Here is a 20,413-nt window from a genome sequence, read left to right on the forward strand (position 1 = left end):
GTAAACTGCACCAGCTGCTCACCACCCAGTCCAAAAAACGGCTGCTTCCCTGATTACGCGGCCTCCTCACCCCTTCTTCTTAAACAATTTATTCAAGTAATACTTCAAACTGACACGATCCTTCGGCCGCGGCTTATAGTGCGTTTTATTCCTCTGCCCCGGCTCCCCGCCCACCCCACTCGCCGTGTAGTAATAAAGCGCAATCGACCGCCGAGTGATGTGTTCCGGCGTAGTCAACGGCTCCGGATGCCCATGGTTACTATCCTTATCCGTATTGAAAATCACGCACCGGTTATAAATCGGCAGTACCTTCTTCAGGCATTTCTTCATCCCCACATCCCAAAGCTCCAGGTTGCCGCCGTACGCTTCCTGCCAGTCCTCGGTCAGGTAAATGATCACGTTCAGCCGCCGCTCAACATTGAGTTTTTTGTTCAGCCGAAAATCCGAGTGCACGCCCAGAAAGCCGCCTGTTTTGGTTTCGTGCAATCCGCCGCCTGCAAAATAAGGGTCAGGAATCAGCCCTTGAATGCCGGTGAGTTTTTCGAGGAATTCCAGCATGGGTGCGGAGTTGAAGGTGTTGAAGACGTTCTTCAGGTACGGGCTGCAGGCGTTGGGGCTTATCTGGCGTTTGAGTTGGCCTTTGTAGCCGCGCTCGTAGATTTGTTCGTTGTTGGTCGGTTCGACCGGGAAGTGTTCGCGGATGCTGGCGATGACGTCTGCTTGCAGGAAGTTGTCGATGACGATGTGCGGGAATGGTGTGGCTTGGGTGTATTCGTGGGTCAGTGATTCGCCGAAAGCGCTGGCGGCGTTTTGGTCGAAGTCGAGTTCCGGGGTCAGGGTGATGGGGAGTGTTTGTGTGTTGGCTTGCATTGCCGCTCCAATTAACTTGAATGCTTTCAGGTCATGTCAAACAGGGCCAAGCGCTGAGTGCATCGCCGCTATTTGTTTGCTGAGTACAGTTGCGAGCAGGTTGCCATGTTGGCCTTTGCCTGCCGAGTGTCCTTGTTCCTAAACGTGGTGCGGCGCTGTAACGGCATGTTTCTGGCTGTCACAAACTCGTCATATTTCCTCTGCTAATCTCCTCGGCGCCCTGCCCTACACCCCAGTTCTAGAGCCCCAACCGAAGGTGCCGCCAAGGTGTTTCCGACTCCAGTTCGCCAGCAAATCATCCTGCGCTCCGACAATCTCCGTTCCGATGACTTCGGTGCACTGTTTTCCAGATTGTTTGGCAATCGTTATGCCGACAATCCGCCGCTGCCGTCGAACATCATTATCGGCGGCGTCTACGGGCGGCACGATGGCGTGAGTTTTCGGCGGATGCATTATCACGGTGATTTCACCGTGGCTTTCCCCGATCCACAGGATGAGATCACGTTTGTGATTCCCACGGCGGGCAAGATCGTTTTCAACCACGCTACTGAGTCCATCGGTGTGTCGCATGTGGGGCTGGCGATCGATAAGGCGGATATCCGTTCGATGCGCTTTCTGGATGATCACGCGCATCACGGGATGTCGATCAATCGTCTTCAGCTCACCGAGCGGCTATCGGCGCTATTGGATAAACCGATTCTGCAGAAGATTGTTTTTGAGCCGAGTGTGGATCTGGAGACGGCAGCGTTTCAGGGGATCAAGGCGTTGATTGATCTGGCCACGGGGACGGAGTTTGATCTGTTGATCAACAGCGGGACGTTGATGCCGTCGCGGTTGCGCGAGATGTTGGTTGATGCGGTGCTGGAGGCTTGGCCGCATAACTTTTCCGAGGCGTTGCGCCGGCCCACGGCGATGGTTGCGCCGCGGCATGTGAAGTTGGCGGTGGAGTTTATTCAGGCGCATCCGGAGCAATTGGTTAGCGGTGTGGATCTGGCGCGGTTGAGTCATGTCAGTCAGCGGGCGTTGCAGGAGGGGTTTCGGCGGTTTGTCGGGATGTCGATTGTGGCGTATCAGCGGCAGGTGCGGCTGGAGCGGGCTTATGAGGTTTTGAAGCAGCGGGGTTCGGGGTCGGTGACGGAGGTGGCGTTGCGGTTCGGGTTTAGCAATGTGGGGCGGTTTTGTCGGTATTTTCAGGGGGCTTATGGGATGAGTCCGGCGGAGTTTCGGGCTCGGGGGTGATTGGGTAACAGGTTTGCAAGGTAACTTGTGGTGAGAAGATTTAGCTAAACGTCGCACCGCGCCGATGGGTCGCTAAGCGTGGGGATGGCACGCCGGCGCGGTTGATCGAGGAGTGGGCGCGGAGACGTTTGACCGAGTTGGCCAGTTGATTTTGCGGTAACTGCTTTCCCCTCACCCTAGCCCTATCCCCAAGGAGAGGGAACCGAGCCGGGGATATTGAAGATCTACACCGACCTGAGAGTCTTGCTTTGAATCCATAATCGCCTCGATCTTTCAGGTCGATGCATGACGCAAGACGCCTCGGTCAGTCCCCTCTCCCACAACTTCATATACAAGCGCAAGGGACACTCGCAGGTTTTGTGGTGGGGCTGCCCCTCATCGGAACGCCGCCCGCCCATCCCTCTCCCGAGGGAGAGGGAGCCGATTGGTGGGCTTTTCAAAATTTGAGCTCGACTCGGTATTCCACGTCGGTGTAACTCTTCCAATCCACGCGGTCAGTCCCCTCTCCCTTCGGGAGAGGGTTAGGGTGAGGGGCTTTTGATTGGCTGCTATTGGATGGAATCAAATGTGTGGGAGCGGGCTTGCTCGCGAATGCGGTGGGTCAGTCGATTTGAAGTTGACTGGTCTGGCGCTTTCGCGAGCAGGCTCGCTCCCACATTGGGTTTTGGGGTGTTTGTTGGATTGGGGTCTTCCTTGACCCCGTTTTCTTTTAGAACGCGTAACTGGCTTTGAGGCCGCCGTTGAAGCCGTGGCTGTCGCCGCCGCCATTGGCGCCCACTTCTGCGCCCAGGCTCAGGGCGCCGAGGCTGGCCATGAGGTCGACGCCGCCGCTGAATTGGTCGCGGTTGTCGAAGGCGGCGCGTTGTTCGATGTCGAGGCCGAGCAGGTGGCTTTGGCTGTCGACCTGGTTGTCACCCAGTGTGCGTTCGTAACCGACTTGCACGCCCGGCACCAGTTGCCATGCGCCCATCGCCACCGGGGCGAAGGCGACGTTGAGGTTGGCGACGGCGCTGCGGCGGGTGGCGCTGTTGTCGTCGACGTCGAGGGCCAGTTCGCTGCCCTTCTCTTTGAAGCTGTTGAGGTCGAGGTGGCTGACTCGGAAACCGAGGCTTGGCTCGAAGGTCACGCCGTTGATTTGGGCGCGGTAGCCAAGTGCAAGCGTGGCGCCGCTGAGGTTGCCGTGGGTATCGCCCTTCGCGGTGCCGAGGCCGCCGCCGAGGTCGCGTTTGCTGTCGTAGTCGACGTAGCCGGTGCTGGCGTTGGCATCGACGAACAGACCTTGTTCCAGGCGAGTGAAACCGTAGCGGGCGCCGACGTTGACGAAGGTGAAGTCGGTATCGGCTTCGCCACCCGCGCCACCGACCGTGCCTTTGCTGTAGCCGAAACCGCCGCGTGCGCTGAGTTGTTCGCTGAAGCGCTGGGTGATGCCGACCATCAGGCCTTGGCTGTGTTCGTTGCTGCTTTCAGCATGGGCCGAGCCGTCGGTGCCGAGGTAGCCGGCGAGCGCGGTGGTCCAGAGGCGGTATTGGCCGACCTTGAGGTCAGTGCCGCTGGCGAACGGCGCGGCGGCTTGCTCGATCATTGCGTTTTGGCGCAGCAGGTAGCTGGCGGCGTCGGCGTGCACCTGGCCGCCGACCTGGGATTCGACACCGCCGAGGGTGCCGGCGTCGATGGCCGATTGCAGGTAGTAGTTGTAGGCGCTGTAGGTGCCGGACAGGTTGGTGTTCTGCAATTCGCGAAGCAATTCGGCGCCGGCGGCGGCGTTGCCGATCAGCCCGGCCTGGCCCGGCAGGCTGTTGTATTCGACGAGTTTGCCGCGCAGGACGTAAATGGTTTCTTGCGACAGGCCGAGGCCTTGTTTGAGGTAATTGTCCATGCTGCCGTATTCGGCGGTGACTTCGTCGAGGCCGGCCTGAAGGTAGCTGGCCTGCACACCGAGCAGCGGCTCGTAGATGGCGGCCATGCTCGGCGGCAGCGCTTTGAGCGTGGCAGCGACGCGGGCGGCGGTGTAGTCGTTGGTCGCCAGGTAGTTGGCCATGATGGTTACATCGTCGACACCGGCGATACTCTGCAATACGGCGGCGGTCCAGCCAGTGCGGTCCTTGCCGGCGGTGCAGTGGAACAGTTGCGCGGCGTCGACACTGGCCAGTTCATTGAACAGTACGGCGAACTGGCTGCGCATGCCGGCGTCAATGACGAAGGCGCGGTTGGTCTGCTCCATCATCGCGATGGCGTCGGCGGCGCTTTTGAAGGAGATATTGGTGATGTTCGCGCCGGAGGTGGTGCTGCCGATGATGTCGATGTTCTCGTAGGTCGCTCCGCTGATCATTGTGTCCGGGGTGGCGGCGATTTCGCTCGGGGTGCGCAGGTCGTAGATGGCTTTGATGCCGAGGCTGTTGAGGGTCGCCAGATCGCTGGCCGTCGGCGTCAGCGCGTTGGAGCGGTAGAACACGCCGCTGCGCATCGTGCCGTCGTGGGCCGTGGTGTACGCGGTGGTGATGCCGGCGATATCACGAAAGTTGTCGATGCCTTGCAGGCGCGGCGTGTCCAGCGGCACGGACTCGGCAGCATGGGCGGCGGCGATGGACAGGCTCAGTACGGACAGCGAACACAGAAGACGTTGAAACACAGTGCAGCCTCATTTCGGTTAGCGTTGGGCTGCCTACTATCTGCACTGAATTGACACGAAATATGACAAATTCGCGTAGCGCGAAAATGCCTGCGCGAATGGTCCGTGGCGTGCGTGAATTGTCCATCGGGTCGGATGGTGGAGTTTGAGCGGCGACACTGTGGGAGCGAGCTTGCTCGCGAATGCGGTGGGTCAGCTAAGGTGATGTTGGCTGACAGGGCCCCTTCGCGAGCAAGCTCGCTTGTATGGTAGGACTTGAAGGGAGGAGGAGGGACAAGGCTCGATTCTGACTGTTGACGCAGCACAGACCGTGGGAGATTTCGCCCCTCCTCCTTTCACCCAAGCGCCGATAAAGAATGCATCTGGCTAGACCGACGATAGGAACAAGCCTGCGCCTCTGGGTGAGCCCTTCAAGTGCTCAAACCTTATCCCGGAGGAAATCCTGTGGCAATGCCAGTCGCTCTATCAAATCCGATCGTTGGCGTGGATGTCGCCAAAAATGAACTGGTGATTTATCAGGCCGATAGCGATCTGCTTGAAGCGATTCCCAACACCAAAACATCCATCAAGCAGTGGCTGAAGGCCTTGCTCGGCCCCGTGTCTATTGCCATTGAGGCAACCAACATCTACCACCTGGAATTCGCTGATTTGGCCTATGCGGCCGGTTGCACGATTTACATGGTGGGCGGCTATGAACTCAAACATTACCGCGAAGGCGTGAAGATCCGCGCCAAAACCGACGCCTTGGACGCCAAGTTGCTGGCCCGTTACCTGAAGAACGAAGCCGAGGAGTTGCGCCCCTGGACCCCGCCATCACCGCTGTACCGCCAGCTCCTGAGCCTTTTCCGCCGCCGCGCGGCTTTGGTCCAGGCAAGGGTCGGCCTGGTGCAGAGCTGGTCGAATGAGCCGCTGTTGAAGGCAGCTTTTGCTGAACAAATAAAATCCATGCAGCGGCTTGAAACGATGATCGAAAAGACGATCAACGATCAGCTCAAACAAGCCGGTTTGCTCGGCCAATTGAAGCGTTGCCTGAAAGTTGAGGGCATTGGATTTCTGACCGGAGCGCGCCTGCTCACGGCGTTTCAGCGGGGGGAATTTAGCAACGCGGATGCGTTTATCGCCTTCCTGGGCATGGATTTACGGGTATCGAAATCAGGGCAAAAGGACGGTCGCCGCAGCTTGACCAAGCGCGGAGACCCCGAGGCCCGCCGACTTTTGCACAACGCAGCGATGTCGGCTAGCCGTACGATAGCCTGGAAAGGGTTTTACGAAGCCCAAAGAGCACGGGGTTTCAGCACCACGCAGGCGTTGGTGATGCTGGCTCGCAAACTTGCTCGGGTGGTATTCGCCTTGCTGAAAGGGCAAAGCGAATATCAGACAAAAGTCAGTTGAGGGCTTCCCCTCAACCATAGAATCTCCCACAGGGTTCTTCGGGATGCTGGATATCTCGGTTTTCACCCAAAAACTGTAGGAGCTCGGGAGTGCTGGATATCCTGGATTTGACACAAATTTTGTAGGAGTGAGCCTGCTCGCGATAGCAGGGTGTCATTTCGCACATCAACGGCCTGACCCACCGCCATCGCGAGCAGGCTCGCTCCTACACGGGTACGTGGTGTGCGCAGAATCGCCGATTGAACATAACCACCCGCGCACTCAGGTGGGTTGATCTACAGCAATATTTGCCCCACACAGCGGCGTTATTCTGCAGTGGCTGAAAACAGCCGTGCTGTGCGCACGTCACAGGCCTTGTGGCCAAGGTGGCGCCATGAACAAAAAACGCATTGTCTGGGGGAGCGTGCTCCTGGGCCTTCCGTGTGTCTTGCTTCCGCTCCTTTTGATGGGTTACGTCGCCTGGATGTTGAATCTGGCAGCGGCTCAACAACGTCTGGAAACCCTCGCTTCCGTCGCCTCCAGTCGCGCCCACGGGACTTTCAGTGAAGCGGCCAGCGCCCTGAAATCCATCGCGGGTTCGCGTCTCGCGCCGTGCACGCCGGAAAGCATCGACGAGATGCGTCTGCTGACCATCAACACCCTCTCGGTGAAGTCGATCGGTTACGTCGAAGAAGAGATTTACGCCTGCGGCTCCTGGGGACCGGTCGGGCAGCACGCGACGCCATGGCGCGAGGACTTCACCACCTCGGACGGCGTGCGCGTGTCGCTCGGCGTGCAGTCGCGCATCGTTGCGGCGAAACCGATGATGGCGCTGCAGTATGCGGCGTTCAACGTGCTGGTCGATCCCGAGCAGTTTCTGCATGTGATGCTTGATGAGGATTTGCACTTGGCGGTCGGCACCGCGTCCGGGCAATTGATCAGCACCTCGCGCCCGGGTGCGGAACACTTCCTGGCTCGCGTGCATTCCGGCCCGCATTCGGGCCTTGCCGACGGCTATCTCTACACCCTCGTGCACAGCGGCGACTGGGTCGCCATCGCCGCGCTGTCGCGCCATGAGCTGATGCAAGGCTTGATCCGCCGGGAATTACTGCTGTTGCCCATCGGTGGTTTGCTCGCGGGGGTGCTGGTGTTGCTGATCGTGCGCCGCACCCGGCAACGTCTGTCACCGCTGGCGGAACTGCAACTGGCGGTGCGCAATCGCGAGTTCGTTGTTCACTATCAACCGATCATCCGCCTCAGCGACGGTGCCTGCGTCGGCGCAGAGGCTCTGGTGCGCTGGCAGCATCCGGATGGCTCGCGGGTATGCCCCGATGCATTTATTCCGCTGGCCGAGCACAGCGGTTTGATTCTGCCGATCACCGATCAGGTCATCGACAATGTGATGCGCGACCTCGGCCCGTTGCTGGCCAAGGAGCGCAGCTTGCACGTGGCGATCAACCTGGCGGCGAAGGACGTCAGCAGCGGCCGCTTTCTGCCGAAGCTGGAAGCCGCGCTGAACCGGGCCAATGTGCAGCAGCATCAGATTTGGCTGGAGGCGACAGAGCGCGGTTTTGTAGAGATCGACGCCGCGCGGGCCACGGTCAACCATGCCCGCGAGCTGGGTTATCTAGCGGCTATCGATGATTTCGGCACCGGTTTTTCCAGTCTTCAGCATTTACAGCAATTGCCGCTGGATGTGCTGAAGATCGACAAGTCGTTCGTCGACAACATCGATCAGGACGCAGCCACTGGATCAGTGACCGGCCACATCATCGAAATGGCCAAGAGTCTGCGCCTGCAGATAGTCGCCGAAGGCATCGAGACCGAAGCCCAGCGCGATTACCTGCGCGATCACGGTGTGCAGTTTGGTCAGGGCTGGCTGTTTGGCAAAGCGATGCCGGCGGAGGAGTTTTTGCGTTTCTATCAAGAGCGGGCAAACCTGCTTGTCGACCACCCAGCGCTAGAAAACGTGTAACTATCGACGAGCCCCGGACAAGCCACCCGTCAGCCGATCAAGAATCTGCACGAGTTCAGGTCGCGTCCATTTTTCCCACGGTACGACCTCCTCGTTATCACCGGTGTGCCTGTGCTCTCCGGAATCAAACGCGAGGTAGATGGAAAAAGCCGGCTCGGGCATTTCGGCATCCATGCCGAGGTTGACGATATCGCCGAACAACAGATTCATCACCTCGTCGCATGCGTGAAAGTCGCGTGCACCGCTAAGAAACTGATCGGCCATGGCAATCGCGACCTGATTCAACAGGTCGCGAGGACTCATCTGCACAGCCTGACAAATAAGGCTCAAGTCGTGAATCGTATCTTGCTCCAGGATTTGCAGAACGTAAGCAAGATCAGCGCGGCTCAGGGTCGGCAAGGCGTGTCCTCCGGGCGTACAGTGAAGTGTGCGCGCAGCATGCGATGGATCGCCGCCGTTGCCAACGTTTGCATCACGTTTCAATTGGTCTGGCTGACCACCTTGATGTGCGTGATCCCTACTCGCTTGGCATGTTCGAGGATCTGCTCGTGTGTCGAATCTGCGGTGGGCATGATCAGGCCGTTTTCCGCGTCGCCCAAGTGCAGTTCCAGCAGATGCATCGCGGCCTCATGCTCGGCCAACTGCTGTTCCTTGAGTTCAAGCAGAAAAGTCCGCGGCTCGTCGTTGAATCGATATTCGATGTGATAGGTGTACATGATGTCATCCGCGTCAGTAGGAAAAGGCAACTGATTATCCTGACGCAATGGTCAGTTTTTAGTTCAAATTGAATAGCCCCTCCGGCCATTCTGAAATTCATGGCAAACTTTTCGCGCGCCGGGGCGTCCTTTTCTTAAACCCCTTACCGGCTGATTTCAGCCAAGGACTGGCGATGACCTTTTTCATTTTTCTTCTGGCCTGCGCAGCAGCGGCAACCACCGGCGTGATGTTCAAACCGGGGCCGTGGTATGAAGGGCTGAACAAACCCGGTTTTACCCCGCCCAATTGGGCGTTCCCCGTGGCCTGGACGATTATCTATCTGCTGTTGGCCTGGGCCGGTTACCGCTTGAGCCTGATCCCCGGCAGCCAGACCGTGCTAGCCCTATGGGCGGCGCAGATTGCGTTGAACACGCTGTGGACGCCGGTGTTCTTCGGTGCGCATCAGGTGCTGGCAGCGATGGTGATTCTCACCGTGTTGTGGCTGGTGGTCGCGGCGATGGTGGTGCTGGCGATACAACTGGATCTGATCACGGGGTTGATCCTGTTTCCTTATCTGGCGTGGCTGTGCGTGGCGGCGGCGTTGAATTTTTCCATCCTGATCAAGAACCGCTGATGAGCAATGCCAATTGGGGTACTGCAACACCGTGGCCGCAGGGCGAGCGTGAATTGGCGCAGGTGCGCGCCTTCAACCGGAAGCTTGCTTGGCTGCCGCGTTTCAAGGTCCGTAATCGCCTGACGCCGCGTTTGATTCAGGCGCTGTTGCGCGTCAGTCAGGTCGGCGGCGCGGGGAAGTTGCGCACGCATGGCCTGACGGCTGAGCAGAAGCTGATCGGTAACGTGCCTGTGCGGATCATCCGGCCCAAAGGCAAGACAAAAGGCGTGGTGCTGGACTTTCACGGTGGCGGCTGGGTGATCGGCAATGCGCAGATGGATGACAATTTCAACATCGCCATCGTCAACACCTGCCAAGTGACGGTGATCTCGGTCGATTATCGATTAGCGGTCTCGACGCCGCTTGAAGGTCTGCTGGAGGACTGCCTCAACGCTACTCGCGGAGTATTGAGTGATGCCGAATTTGCCGGTCTGCCCGTCGTAGTGGTCGGTGAATCGGCGGGCGGTCATCTGGCGGCGGCGACGTTGCTGGCGCTGAAGCAGTGGCCGGAGTTGCTGCAACGCATCAGCGGCGCGCTGCTGTATTACGGCGTCTACGACCTGACGGGAACCCCAAGCGTACGCAGCGCGCCTGCCGATACACTGGTGCTGGACGGCCCCGGCATCGTCGAGGCACTGCGCTTGCTCACCCCGGAACTGACTGACGAACAGCGCCGCCAGCCACCGTTATCCCCCCTGTACGGCGACTTCAGCGGTTTCCCGCCCGCCCTGCTGTTTGCCGGTGAACTCGATCCGCTGCGCGACGATACCCTCGACATCGCCAAACGCTGGGCGCAATCGGCGCCGGTCGAAATGTACCTGCTGCCCTCCTCGCCCCACGGCTTTATCCACTTCCCCACGGCGATCGCTCAGGGCGTTCTGGCCTACAGTCGACAATGGATTTCGGCGCGTGTCGAGGCCGTTGGTTCGCCACAAACGCCAGCAGCTGCAGCGTCTCGTTGAATCACCGACTTAGCTCAAGCGTCAGGGTTAAAGTAAGATCTGTCCGCAGCTCCTTGGCCGAGGAGACAGGCGAATGAATACGAAGGGATAACGTGAACCTACGAGATAAAATCGAGAGGACTTTTCAAGGCAAAGCCTTCGCCCGACCTCTTTTCTATTCCTGCCCCGGAGGACTGCGCTTCGAGCTCTCCGAAACGGGCGGGATCATCGAGCAGTTCCTGACTGCCCTACGAAAATCGACAACGATCTGCAGCGATATCTTTGCTGATGCAGAAACGTTTGTGGTGTGTCTGCGCACTCACTCAGGCAGCCATGGATTTATGCATCGGGCCGCGATTCGCGCATTTCGATCTGCCGGCATTGATATTCCTCCTGAACGCTCAGTCTGGAGTGAGGAGATAGATGTCGAAGAATGGTATTGCGAAGAAGAGCCTGAGTACTGGATCAACATCGCGTTCGAAGCACCGATCACAAGCCTTCAAGCATTTCTCTGGTGTGCATTGGCTAAAGATTTTGGCGCTATTGAGCCCAATCCCCACTGTGATGTGTATCTGTTCAATCTGCCGAAACAGGTCATGGTCTTCCCCTACGACGACAGAGGCATGGATGTCGTCGGCCTTAATGCACCACTGCTTTCGCAACTCTACGAGCGGCACAATCAATACCTGCTGGACTATGACCGCTCGGCCATGGACGTCACGCTCGCAGGGGTGCGTTAGGCGCTATTTATGGCGCTCACATCAGCGAGAATTCAAAGAGGGTGTTTCTGGGCGTGAGCAATACTGGATGCGCGACATGGAAATAGATCGTCTGCTGAAGAAGCGGCAACTCAATGTGCAGGAACAGAATGCGGTGACTGCCCATCGCCTGACGGAAACCGCTCGATTCTGGCGTGATGCCTGTATTCCCGAGGCCTTGGCACGTTTCGGCGAGCGCCAAGGTATTGATTGGTCAGGAACGGTCGTAATCGATCTTGAAGTCGACTTCCCTGGAATGCCACGCCTGTATGGCTTGATCCTCGATCAAGCGGAACGGTTCATAGCGTTTCAAATTGACACCGACAGTGACCATCAACACGTTGAGTTCGTAAGCCAATGGGAGGATGTCTCGGCGCATCAGAATTATACGGCTTCCGAGCGCGGCACTGGCCAAGGGTTTGCTGTGATTGCTTTGCAGGTCAGGCGTGAAGTGCTTGCACAAGGATAGGTGTCGGTTTTCAGGCATAGGTTTCCTCTCTCTGGAAGGCCGACAACCGCCGCGCTCAGGCGATGTAGAAAAAGTACAGCGCCAAACCCAGCAACTGCATGAGCAGCAGGATGGAAAGCAAATGATTACAGCCCTTCCAGACATTGCTCACCGGTTTGTTTCTGGCGACTCGGTAACGGAGATAACTGTCGAGTGACAGAGACGCCGTGGGGATCAACACGAACAAAAACGTCAAAAAGAAATTAAACATTTCCTTTGCCCGTCGACTCCCAACATGAAACCGGATTTGTTCGCTGCATCGTGCACTGCTCAAGTCGTCTGAGCAGACAGCTTAGCTGATCGGCATGTACCCGGGATCCTTGGGGTTCTGCACCGCAGTGCTTCCGGGCAATAACACTTAGTGGGGACACGCCGGTGACGTGCGATCCCTCAAAGCCGCCATTAAGTGGCAAAATCCCCCGACCCTGATCATTTCGGAGACCAAAATGCTTCGCGTGTTTGAACAACGGCTCGACCCATTTCCTCCCGACGAAGCACCACCTCCGCCCGTCGGCCTGATGCGGTTCCTGTGGGCCTGCACGCGCGGCGCTCGCGGTTATATCCTCGCATTGGCGCTGCTCAGTGCCGGTGTGTCGATCTACGAAGCCTGGCTGTTTTCCTTTCTCGGCCAAGTCGTCGATCTGCTCTCGACGTGGCAGGCCGGTGGCGGGGTCAACGCGCAAGAAAGTCGCGTGCTGTGGGGCATCGGTATCGTGCTGTTCATCAGCATTGGCCTGGTGGCGTTGCGCACCATGGTTCAGCACCAGATATTGGCGATCAATCTGCCGCTGCGGCTGCGCTGGGATTTCCATCGGCTGATGCTGCGGCAAAGCCTTTCGTTTTTCTCCGACGAGTTCTCCGGACGGGTCACGACCAAGGTCATGCAGACCGCGCTGGCCGTGCGCGAAGTCCTGTTCACCCTGATCGAAATCGCACCCGGCATCGGCGTTTACTTCATTGCGATCATCGCCCTGGCCGGCGGTTTTGCCTTGAAACTGATGCTGCCGTTCATTGCCTGGCTCGCGCTGTTCGGGCTGGCCATGTTGTATTTCGTGCCGCGCCTGGGGAAGGTTGGCCAGGAACAGGCCGATGCGCGCTCGTCGATGACCGGGCGCATTGCCGACGCCTACACCAACATCACCACGGTGAAACTGTTCTCGCACTCCAAACGTGAAGCGCATTTCGCCCGTGCGGCCATGGAGGATTTCAAGCTCACCGGTTTTCGCCAGATGCGTCTGGTCAGCCAGTTTGAAATCGTCAATCAGGCATTGGTGGTCGGGTTGATTCTGGGCGCCGGCGGCTACGCGCTGTGGCTGTGGCACCTGGGCCAGGTCGGTACCGGTGCGGTGGCGGCGATCACCGCCATGGCGCTGCGCGTCAACGGCATGTCGCACTGGATCATGTGGCAGATGACGTCGCTGTTCGAAAACATCGGCACCGTGCAGGACGGCATGGCCACCCTCACCCGTGGCCCCAAGGTGCAAGATGCGCCGAACGCCAGCGTGCTGGTGCCGGCGGGCGGCGCGGTGACATTCGACAAGGTCAATTTCAACTACAACGGCGAACGCCAGGTCCTCGACAACCTGAGCCTGAACATCCGTGCCGGCGAAAAAATCGGTCTGGTCGGCCGCTCCGGTGCAGGCAAATCGACGCTGATCAATCTGCTGCTGCGCTTCTATGACGTCGACAGCGGCAAGATTTGCATCGACGGCCAAAACATCGCGCACGTGACGCAAGACAGTCTGCGCAGCGCGATCGGCATGGTCACGCAAGACACGTCCCTGCTCCACCGCTCGATACGCGACAACATCACCTACGGCCGCCCGGACGCCACCGACGAAGACATCCGCCGCGCCGCCGCCAATGCGCAGGCCGACGGCTTCATCAGCCAACTGAGCGACAAGCAAGGCCACAGCGGCTACGACACCTTGGTCGGCGAGCGCGGCATCAAACTCTCCGGCGGCCAGCGCCAACGCATTGCCATCGCTCGCGTGATGCTGAAAAACGCGCCGATCCTGTTGCTCGACGAAGCCACCAGCGCGCTGGACTCTGAAGTCGAAGTGGCCATTCAGGAAAGCCTCGATGAAATGATGCAGGGCAAAACCGTGATCGCCATTGCCCATCGGCTGTCGACGATTGCGGCGATGGATCGACTCATTGTCATGGATGAGGGGCGCATTATCGAACAGGGGACACACACTGAATTGCTGCACAGAAACGGCATTTATGCGCGGCTCTGGCAGCATCAGAGCGGTGGGTTTCTGGGTGAGGAACAGGGTGTGGCGGCGGCGATGGATCAGGCTTGAGGGTATGGGGTGGGGAGCAGTTGTTTATAAGCGACTGCTTTCGGCCAATAGCGGACATTGGCTTCAGTCGCATGCATTCGCCGAAACTGGCCTGTAGTAGGATACGGATTTAATCGAAAGAAGCTTCAAAATGGATGTTCGCGCACTTGAAGAAAGCAGCGTCTTGTCGATCACGCTGGACCAAGCCCATCTCTACTTCGAGATGGTTGTGAGACTGGATGACGGGACCAAAAACAAACTGATGGCATGGAACGCGGACGGCACAGAGCTAGCTATCAGACTTGGTGCGCTTCACGTTCAAAATGCAAGCGAGCTCGGAGAGCTTGAAGGGATAAACATCGTTGATAATGTTTTATTCCTTGAGGGTGATTTTGGAGATATCGCAATTCAAGCTACTTCGATTTCCATTGAAAAGTTGGTGTAACTACCGCTCTGCAGGCTACTTCGAGCTGAAGGTTACCTCTCATGGATGTCTGCTTCTGGCCAATAGCGGCCACTCACGAACGACCTGTTTCGGCCAGAAGCGGACTGTAGACAGGTCGCCGCTGAGGTCTCTACGTTGATCGATCTGGTGACAGCACACCCTAAAAAGGAGCCGTCATGTTGGTAATTCCCATTGATCGAGATAGCGTTCATGCGGGGGATGATCTGCAAAGCCATGCAATGTCGATCACACTCGATCCATCAGCAACACTGCGCACCTTAATCAGAGTGATACAAGATATGGACTGCCTGCCTTGTATCAGTGGAATTTATCCTGAATGAGCTGCAAGGCGCGATCAAAGTCGAACAGTTCCACCTGCGCCGCGGCGAGTGCCAGCCGTTCTGCCAACGCTCGATCGAGTGGCATATTGCGCAGTGCCACCAGCACGTCCGAAGCCGCCGTATCACCTTCTTCCAAAAGAACAATAAGCCTGTTCAGTTGCTCGCTGATTGCCGAGTCGTCCAGCGGGTAGCCATCCATGGAGGCCGGTGTGTTTGCCTTAAGGTCGGCCAGAGCCGCCAGGGTCGGGAGCAAGCAATGCTCGACCTGCATCGCTAGCGCTTGCACTACCGTAGCCGGCTCGCCGTTCTGGCAGGCCTGTTCTAACAACGTGCAAGCCTGCGCCACGGCCTTGGCGCCGATGTTGCCGGCGGTGCCGCGCAAACTGTGCGCCAGCCGCCCGGCGGCAGCAGGATCCGGATCGATTCGTGCGGCCTGGAATTGCTCGGCAAAGTCTGTCTGAGTATCGCGAAACTTGCAGAGCAGACGTAAGTAGAGATCCCGCCGCCCCATGCAGGTGGCGAGACCCGCCGCCAGATCAATGCCCTCAAGACGATCTGGCAAGCCATCGGCGAAGCCTGCGTTCAGCGGTGCTTGAGCGGCTCTTGGTTTAATCCACTTTGCCATTGTCGCGAACATCGTTTCGACATTCAGTGGCTTGGAGATATGGTCGTTCATGCCGCATTCGAGCGCTCGCTCGCGGTCACCGTCCATGGCATTGGCGGTCATAGCGATCACCGGAAGCGTGCTGAAGCGCGGTTGCTGGCGAATTTGCCGGGTGGCCGTGTAGCCATCCATCACTGGCATCTGGCAATCCATCAGCACGCCATCGAAGTCGTCATCCTCGCCGAGGATATCCAAGGCCTCTTGGCCGTGCGTGGCGAGTCGCAAGCGTATTCCGACACTTTCCAGCAGCTCGCTGGCCAATTCCTGATTCAGCTCGTTATCTTCGACCAGAAGCAGCCGCGCGCCATTGAGACTGGCTACGGTACTGGCATTCTGTTGGGAGCGTTCGCCAGCCCGAGTATCGCTGTGCGTGTCTCTGCCCAGCACGACACCGATGGCTTCGAGTAACGAGGACGGCGTGACGGGTTTGGTCAGTATCACCGGCAACTGGAGGCCCTGGCGTTCGGCTTCTTCGCGAGCTTCCTCACGGCCAAAAGCGGTCACCATGATGACCGATGGTGTGCGCATCAGACTGGCGGAATGCATTCTGCTTACGGCTTCCATGCCATCCATGCCGGGCATTCGCCAGTCCATCAAGACCAGATCGTAAGGCAATACCTTGTGCTCGGCGTCGGCCAACATGCGCAGCGCCAGACTACCGCTCTGCGCGACATCCACTTCCAGGCCAAAGCTGCGCGCCATACCCGAGAGAATTTCACGGGCACTGGTGTTGTCATCCACGACCAGTACCCGCATACCAAGCAGTTCGCCGGCCTTGAACATACGGCGCGGCTGCACGTTTTGCTGCACGCCGAGTTGCACCTGGAAATGGAATGTAGAGCCGATCCCCGGTTCACTTTCGACCCAGATTCGGCCGGCCATCAGCTCCACCAGTTTCTTCGAGATAGACAGCCCCAACCCGGTGCCACCGTATTTGCGGGTGATCGAACTGTCCGCCTGGCTGAATGACTGAAACAGGCGTGAACACTGCTCGACGGTCATGCCAATGCCTGTGTCGCGCACCCAGAAATGCAGTTGCACACTGTCCGTGTGCGCCCCCACTTCTTCCACTCCGACCACGATTTCGCCGTGCTCGGTGAATTTGGCTGCGTTGTTGCCCAGGTTGATCAGCACTTGCCCCAACCGCAGAGGATCACCCAGCAGTGCCGTGGGCAAGTCGGGCGGGATCTGGAACAACAACTCAAGGCCTTTGTCCTCGGTCTTCAGGCCAATCATCGAGGTGAAACTGTCGAATACGTCCTCCAGGCGGAAAGGCACGTGTTCGAGGCTCATCCTGCCGGCCTCGATCTTGGAGAAGTCGAGGATGTCGTTGATGATTCCCAGCAGGTTCTCCGCTGATCGGTGGACCTTTTCAATGTAGTTGCGCTGGCGTTTATCCAGTTCTGTACGCAGCGCCAAGTGGCTCATGCCGATGATGGCGTTCATCGGTGTTCGGATCTCATGGCTCATGTTGGCGAGGAACTCGCTCTTGGCCAGCGTGGCCTCTTCCGCCGCAGCCCTTGCCTCTGCCAGCGCGGTGACGTCGATGTTGATGCCGGTTGCGCGCAATGGCTTGCCGTCAGGCGTGCGTGAGAAGCGATTCAGCGAGCGGAACGTGCGCACCTGCCCATCGTTTTTACGCACGATCCGGAAGTCGAACTCGACGCGATCATCGCCACTCTGAACGGCGTTCTCGAACGTGCTGCTGACTCGCGCCACATCCTCGGGATGCACCAGCGCTTTCCAGTGCACCAACGAGCCACCGAAGCCGCCAGCCTCAAGTCCGAACAGCGTTTCAAGCTGAGGAGTCCAATAGTTGGTGCCGCTGACCAGATCGACGTCGAACAACCCGATGTCACCGGCCTCTTGTGCCAGGTTCAGGCGATCGCTGGCAGTTCGCAGCCTGGCTTCCATCGCCCGGCGCTCACTGACATCGCGCACCGAGGCGCACACACAGACGCCACGACCCTCGAGGCGGGGCAAATGGGAAAGGCCGATTTCCACGGAGAACAGGCTGCCGTCTTTGCGTACTCCGCTCAAATCGTCCAGATCGCCGCCCATCTGCCGGGTTCCGCCGCTGGCAATGAAGCCGTCGCGTAACCTGACATGCCGCTCGCGAGCAGCCTGCGGTACCAGACGCTCGATACTGGCGCCAATCAGCTCGCCGGGGGCGTAACCAAACAAGGTGTCCATTTGCGGGTTGGTCATCAGGATGCGGCCGTCGGCTCCCAGCACCAGCATGCCGTCCGGGGCTGCCTCGATGATGCCGCGGTACCAGGCCTCGGTGGCGCGCAGTTCGGCCTGCTGGGCCTCCAGCTCTCTGGCCTGGTGTTCCAGCAGCAAGGTTTGCGCGCCCATTTCGTCAGCCTGGCGCCGTGTTTCCTGCAGCAGCGCCTGGGCTGCCTCGCTGCGTTCCATAATGGCCATTGCACCGGCCAGCCTCGGCAGGACTTCTTGCAAGAGCAACGCCTCTTTCTCCTCCAGCGAGTGAAAGCCAGCCATTTCCACAACCCCGAGCAGGCGCTCGCCACGCAGCACCGGCTGCACCATCAGATGGCTGGCGGCTGCTGCGCCCAACTGCGCGCGCACATGCCAGAACGATTCGGGCAGATCCTCAAGCTGACGGGGTTGGCGATCCAGTGCGCACTGGCCAAGCAACCCCTCACCGAGTTCAAGCTCGGCGGGCAACGGGTGCTCACTGTCCACCGCATAACCGCCGACTAATTGCAGGCGCGACGCGCCCTCATAGAGCACGTAAAGCGCCCCCTGGCACATGCCCAAACGGGGCGCGATGCGGCTGAAAAAAGCCTGGGCCAACTGCTGTGGCGTCTCAGCCTGTTGCAAATCCACTTGCAGGAGCGAGGCATGGCCTTTCACCCAACGCTGGCGTTCAAGTTGACAAGCCTCCACTTGCAGCGTGGCAATGGCCCGCGCCAGGTCGCCGGTTTCGTTGCGCAGGTCGGTGTGCGGGATCTGGCCGTCCAGCTTGCCCGACGCCAATTCATCAACCGCCACGCGGACGCGGTTGAGCGGCACACGAATGGAATAACTGACCAGCCAGGTCAACAGCAAAGCCAACGTTGAACCGCCCAACAGCAAGACATAGGTGATCATGCTGCTGCGCTGGGCGTACTCTGCGAGGTTCTTCGCCGTATCGTGGATGTCGGCTTCCTTGTTTTTCTCGATCTGGTTGAGCAGCCCGTCGCCGCCCTGTTCCAACGCAAGAAAATCCTTACTGTTGAGCAACATCAAGGCCTGACCCAAGGAACCCTTGCCGGCGAACTCCAACGCTTCATCGCCATCTTTTTGCAGACGCTGTAATACCCGTTCGAATTCCAACAGGCTGCTGATGCTGCTCTGTCTGCGCAGAGTTGGACGAACCTGCTCCAGCGCTTCATGGAGTCGCGCCTGGGCGACATCCATCTGGGCTCTGGCGCTGATACGGATGTCCGCGTTGTTGGTAGCGATTGCACGTTGCATGGCGAGCAACAGATGCGGCAACTGCACCCGAACCTCCTGCACATGCTGGATACCCACCAGATCCTGTTGGTACAACTGCTGCATTTCGTTTCTGAGCGAATACTGGGTGCGCAGGCTTTGCACGCCGAGTATCAGGATCAATGTCATCAACGCCGCGAAGCCGATGATCAATTTGCTGCGCAGGGACAGGCGCTCGAGCATCTCGAACAGTCTGTTCATAAACGGCCTCTTTCAACTGGATGTGCAGAGTGATGCGCGGGGCTCAGGGACGATCAGCAATTTGTTCAAGCAGGGCTAACTGCCTGGCCATGTCCTGGTCGCTGTCGGCAAATCGCTCGGCAATTGCGCGGAACTGCTCGGCATTGGCGAGAAACGCGTCACAGATGTCCGGATCAAAATGCGAGCCCCGGCCTTCGCGGATGATTTTCACCGCCTGCTCGTGGGGCATGCCGGGCTTGTACACGCGGCGACTGATCAGCGCATCGTAGACATCCGCCACGGCCATCAATCGGGCGCTGATCGGGATGTCGTCAGTGGCCACACCTTGCGGATAGCCACTGCCATCCCACTTTTCCTGGTGGCCGTAGGCAATTTCCTTGGCCAGATGAAGGAAGTCGACGTTTATTCCCAACTGATCCTCGGCGTGCTGGATGGCGTCGCGTCCCAATGTGGTGTGGGTTTTCATGATCTCGAACTCTTCGGCGGTCAGCCGCCCCGGTTTCAGCAGGATGCGATCAGGAATGCCAATCTTGCCGATATCGTGCAGCGGTGCCGATTTGAAGAGCAGTTTGATCGTGTCCTCGTCGAGGAAGTCCCGGAAGCGCGGGTGATTGCGCAACAGTTCAGCCAGGCGTTTGATGTAGTGTTGGGTGCGGCGAATGTGGTTGCCGGTTTCGTTATCACGGGTTTCGGCCAGCGAAGCCATGGCGTGGATCGTGACATCCTGGATGGCGATCACCTCGCGGGTACGCCGTTGCACTTCCTGCTCCAGAAAATCGTTCTGATTGCGCAGGAAATCGGCAACGGCCTTGAGCTTGATCTGAGTCTCGACCCTGGCCATTAGAACCGGGGGAATGATCGGCTTGGTGATGTAATCCGCAGCGCCCAGGCTCAAGCCGCGAATCTCGTCCTCCGTAGCGGTCATCGAGGTCAGGAAAATGATCGGGATATGGCGAATGCGAGCGTCAAGCTTGAGCTGCTCGGCAACGTCATAACCGGACAGGCCCGGCATCATGATGTCCAGCAGGATCAGGTCGGGAAGCGGGTCTGCCTGTAGCAGGCGCAGGGCCTTTTCGCCGCTGTTGGCGGCCTTGACCCGATATTTGTCCTTGAGCAACTCGGCGATCAGCATCAGGTTATCGGGTGTATCGTCGACCACCAGAACGGTAGCTGATGGGTAAACGTCCTGCATGCTATCCATGTATGTTGGCTCCCGTGTGCGCAATTCAAGAGCAGGCGCACTTACGCCAATCTCTTGCTGGCAAGCGTAGCTAGAAAAGCTGCAATCGCTAGGTGAAGATCGGCAGGTTGGTTCGAAG

At 58.6% G+C, this 20,413-nt stretch carries 16 protein-coding genes; 10 read left to right on the top strand and 6 right to left on the bottom strand.

Annotation, left to right across the window (positions count from 1 at the left end; genetic code table 11):
- Positions 1–66: 66 nt before the first annotated feature.
- Complete coding sequence (locus PspS49_RS16660; RefSeq protein ID WP_160040502.1) at positions 67–870, bottom strand: 2OG-Fe(II) oxygenase; 804 nt, start codon at positions 868–870, stop codon at positions 67–69.
- Positions 871–1,137: 267 nt separating this feature from the next.
- On the opposite strand from PspS49_RS16660, the gene PspS49_RS16665 reads away from it, so the two are divergent.
- Positions 1,138–2,109, top strand: a complete 972-nt coding sequence (locus tag PspS49_RS16665; RefSeq protein WP_160040505.1) for an AraC family transcriptional regulator — start codon at positions 1,138–1,140, stop codon at positions 2,107–2,109.
- Between the two features lie 709 nt (positions 2,110–2,818).
- Here PspS49_RS16665 and PspS49_RS16670 read toward each other — a convergent pair.
- Positions 2,819–4,738, bottom strand: coding sequence for a tyrosine-protein phosphatase (locus PspS49_RS16670; protein ID WP_160040508.1), 1,920 nt, complete (start codon positions 4,736–4,738; stop codon positions 2,819–2,821).
- A 450-nt stretch (positions 4,739–5,188) separates the two neighbouring features.
- On the opposite strand from PspS49_RS16670, the gene PspS49_RS16675 reads away from it, so the two are divergent.
- A complete protein-coding gene (locus tag PspS49_RS16675) occupies positions 5,189–6,130 on the top strand; it encodes a transposase (protein ID WP_108227338.1) in 942 nt (313 codons plus the stop codon).
- Between the two features lie 445 nt (positions 6,131–6,575).
- Positions 6,576–8,084, top strand: coding sequence for an EAL domain-containing protein (locus PspS49_RS16680; protein WP_238786290.1), 1,509 nt, complete (start codon positions 6,576–6,578; stop codon positions 8,082–8,084).
- On the opposite strand, the gene PspS49_RS16685 is transcribed toward PspS49_RS16680, so the two are convergent.
- Both PspS49_RS16685 and PspS49_RS16690 read right to left on the bottom strand, forming a co-directional pair.
- Positions 8,085–8,483 carry a hypothetical protein gene (locus PspS49_RS16685; RefSeq protein WP_160040514.1) on the bottom strand — a complete coding sequence of 133 codons (399 nt, stop codon included), beginning with the start codon at positions 8,481–8,483 and terminating at the stop codon, positions 8,085–8,087.
- Between the two features lie 80 nt (positions 8,484–8,563).
- Positions 8,564–8,830, bottom strand: a complete 267-nt coding sequence (locus PspS49_RS16690; protein WP_160040517.1) for a hypothetical protein — start codon at positions 8,828–8,830, stop codon at positions 8,564–8,566.
- Positions 8,831–8,973: 143 nt separating this feature from the next.
- On the opposite strand from PspS49_RS16690, the gene PspS49_RS16695 reads away from it, so the two are divergent.
- The 7 genes from PspS49_RS16695 (at position 8,974) to PspS49_RS16725 (ending at position 14,731) form a co-directional block, all read left to right on the top strand.
- A complete protein-coding gene (locus tag PspS49_RS16695; protein WP_007916213.1) occupies positions 8,974–9,414 on the top strand; it encodes a TspO/MBR family protein in 441 nt (146 codons plus the stop codon).
- Entirely contained in the window at positions 9,414–10,415 is a 1,002-nt protein-coding gene (locus PspS49_RS16700; RefSeq protein ID WP_160040520.1) for an alpha/beta hydrolase, read from the top strand. The genes PspS49_RS16695 and PspS49_RS16700 overlap by 1 nt, the downstream gene beginning before the upstream one ends.
- 92 nt (positions 10,416–10,507) lie before the next feature.
- Complete coding sequence (locus PspS49_RS16705) at positions 10,508–11,134, top strand: DUF3885 domain-containing protein (protein WP_160040523.1); 627 nt, start codon at positions 10,508–10,510, stop codon at positions 11,132–11,134.
- A gap of 76 nt (positions 11,135–11,210) precedes the next feature.
- Positions 11,211–11,621, top strand: a complete 411-nt coding sequence (locus tag PspS49_RS16710; RefSeq protein WP_150751008.1) for a hypothetical protein — start codon at positions 11,211–11,213, stop codon at positions 11,619–11,621.
- Positions 11,622–12,106: 485 nt separating this feature from the next.
- On the top strand, positions 12,107–13,966 hold the full coding sequence (locus tag PspS49_RS16715) for an ABC transporter ATP-binding protein (protein ID WP_160040526.1): 1,860 nt from the start codon (positions 12,107–12,109) through the stop codon (positions 13,964–13,966).
- Between the two features lie 130 nt (positions 13,967–14,096).
- On the top strand, positions 14,097–14,390 hold the full coding sequence (locus PspS49_RS16720) for a hypothetical protein (protein WP_160040529.1): 294 nt from the start codon (positions 14,097–14,099) through the stop codon (positions 14,388–14,390).
- 176 nt (positions 14,391–14,566) lie between these two features.
- Positions 14,567–14,731 (top strand): hypothetical protein, encoded by a 165-nt coding sequence (locus tag PspS49_RS16725; protein ID WP_160040532.1) that lies wholly within the window; start codon positions 14,567–14,569, stop codon positions 14,729–14,731.
- Here PspS49_RS16725 and PspS49_RS16730 read toward each other — a convergent pair.
- Both PspS49_RS16730 and PspS49_RS16735 read right to left on the bottom strand, forming a co-directional pair.
- The gene (locus PspS49_RS16730; protein WP_160040535.1) at positions 14,709–19,094 is read right to left on the bottom strand and encodes a response regulator; all 4,386 of its coding nucleotides are present in this window, start codon (positions 19,092–19,094) and stop codon (positions 14,709–14,711) included. The two genes, PspS49_RS16725 and PspS49_RS16730, sit on opposite strands and share 23 nt — an antisense overlap.
- Before the next feature lie 43 nt (positions 19,095–19,137).
- Complete coding sequence (locus PspS49_RS16735; protein WP_160040538.1) at positions 19,138–20,295, bottom strand: two-component system response regulator; 1,158 nt, start codon at positions 20,293–20,295, stop codon at positions 19,138–19,140.
- Positions 20,296–20,413 lie beyond the last annotated feature (118 nt).

It is taken from the genome of Pseudomonas sp. S49, from assembly GCF_009866785.1.
Lineage (GTDB): Bacteria > Pseudomonadota > Gammaproteobacteria > Pseudomonadales > Pseudomonadaceae > Aquipseudomonas.

What these genes read in the sequence shown, in the direction of transcription:
- PspS49_RS16700 (WP_160040520.1), top strand. Translation starts at nt 9,414, where the DNA reads ATGAGCAATGCCAATTGGGGTACTGCAACACCGTGGCCGCAGGGCGAG.
- PspS49_RS16695 (WP_007916213.1), top strand. Translation starts at nt 8,974, where the DNA reads ATGACCTTTTTCATTTTTCTTCTGGCCTGCGCAGCAGCGGCAACCACC.
- PspS49_RS16735 (WP_160040538.1), bottom strand. Translation starts at nt 20,295, where the DNA reads ATGGATAGCATGCAGGACGTTTACCCATCAGCTACCGTTCTGGTGGTC.
- PspS49_RS16680 (WP_238786290.1), top strand. Translation starts at nt 6,576, where the DNA reads ATGGGTTACGTCGCCTGGATGTTGAATCTGGCAGCGGCTCAACAACGT.
- PspS49_RS16660 (WP_160040502.1), bottom strand. Translation starts at nt 870, where the DNA reads ATGCAAGCCAACACACAAACACTCCCCATCACCCTGACCCCGGAACTC.
- PspS49_RS16720 (WP_160040529.1), top strand. Translation starts at nt 14,097, where the DNA reads ATGGATGTTCGCGCACTTGAAGAAAGCAGCGTCTTGTCGATCACGCTG.
- PspS49_RS16675 (WP_108227338.1), top strand. Translation starts at nt 5,189, where the DNA reads ATGCCAGTCGCTCTATCAAATCCGATCGTTGGCGTGGATGTCGCCAAA.
- PspS49_RS16710 (WP_150751008.1), top strand. Translation starts at nt 11,211, where the DNA reads ATGGAAATAGATCGTCTGCTGAAGAAGCGGCAACTCAATGTGCAGGAA.
- PspS49_RS16715 (WP_160040526.1), top strand. Translation starts at nt 12,107, where the DNA reads ATGCTTCGCGTGTTTGAACAACGGCTCGACCCATTTCCTCCCGACGAA.
- PspS49_RS16725 (WP_160040532.1), top strand. Translation starts at nt 14,567, where the DNA reads ATGTTGGTAATTCCCATTGATCGAGATAGCGTTCATGCGGGGGATGAT.
- PspS49_RS16730 (WP_160040535.1), bottom strand. Translation starts at nt 19,094, where the DNA reads ATGAACAGACTGTTCGAGATGCTCGAGCGCCTGTCCCTGCGCAGCAAA.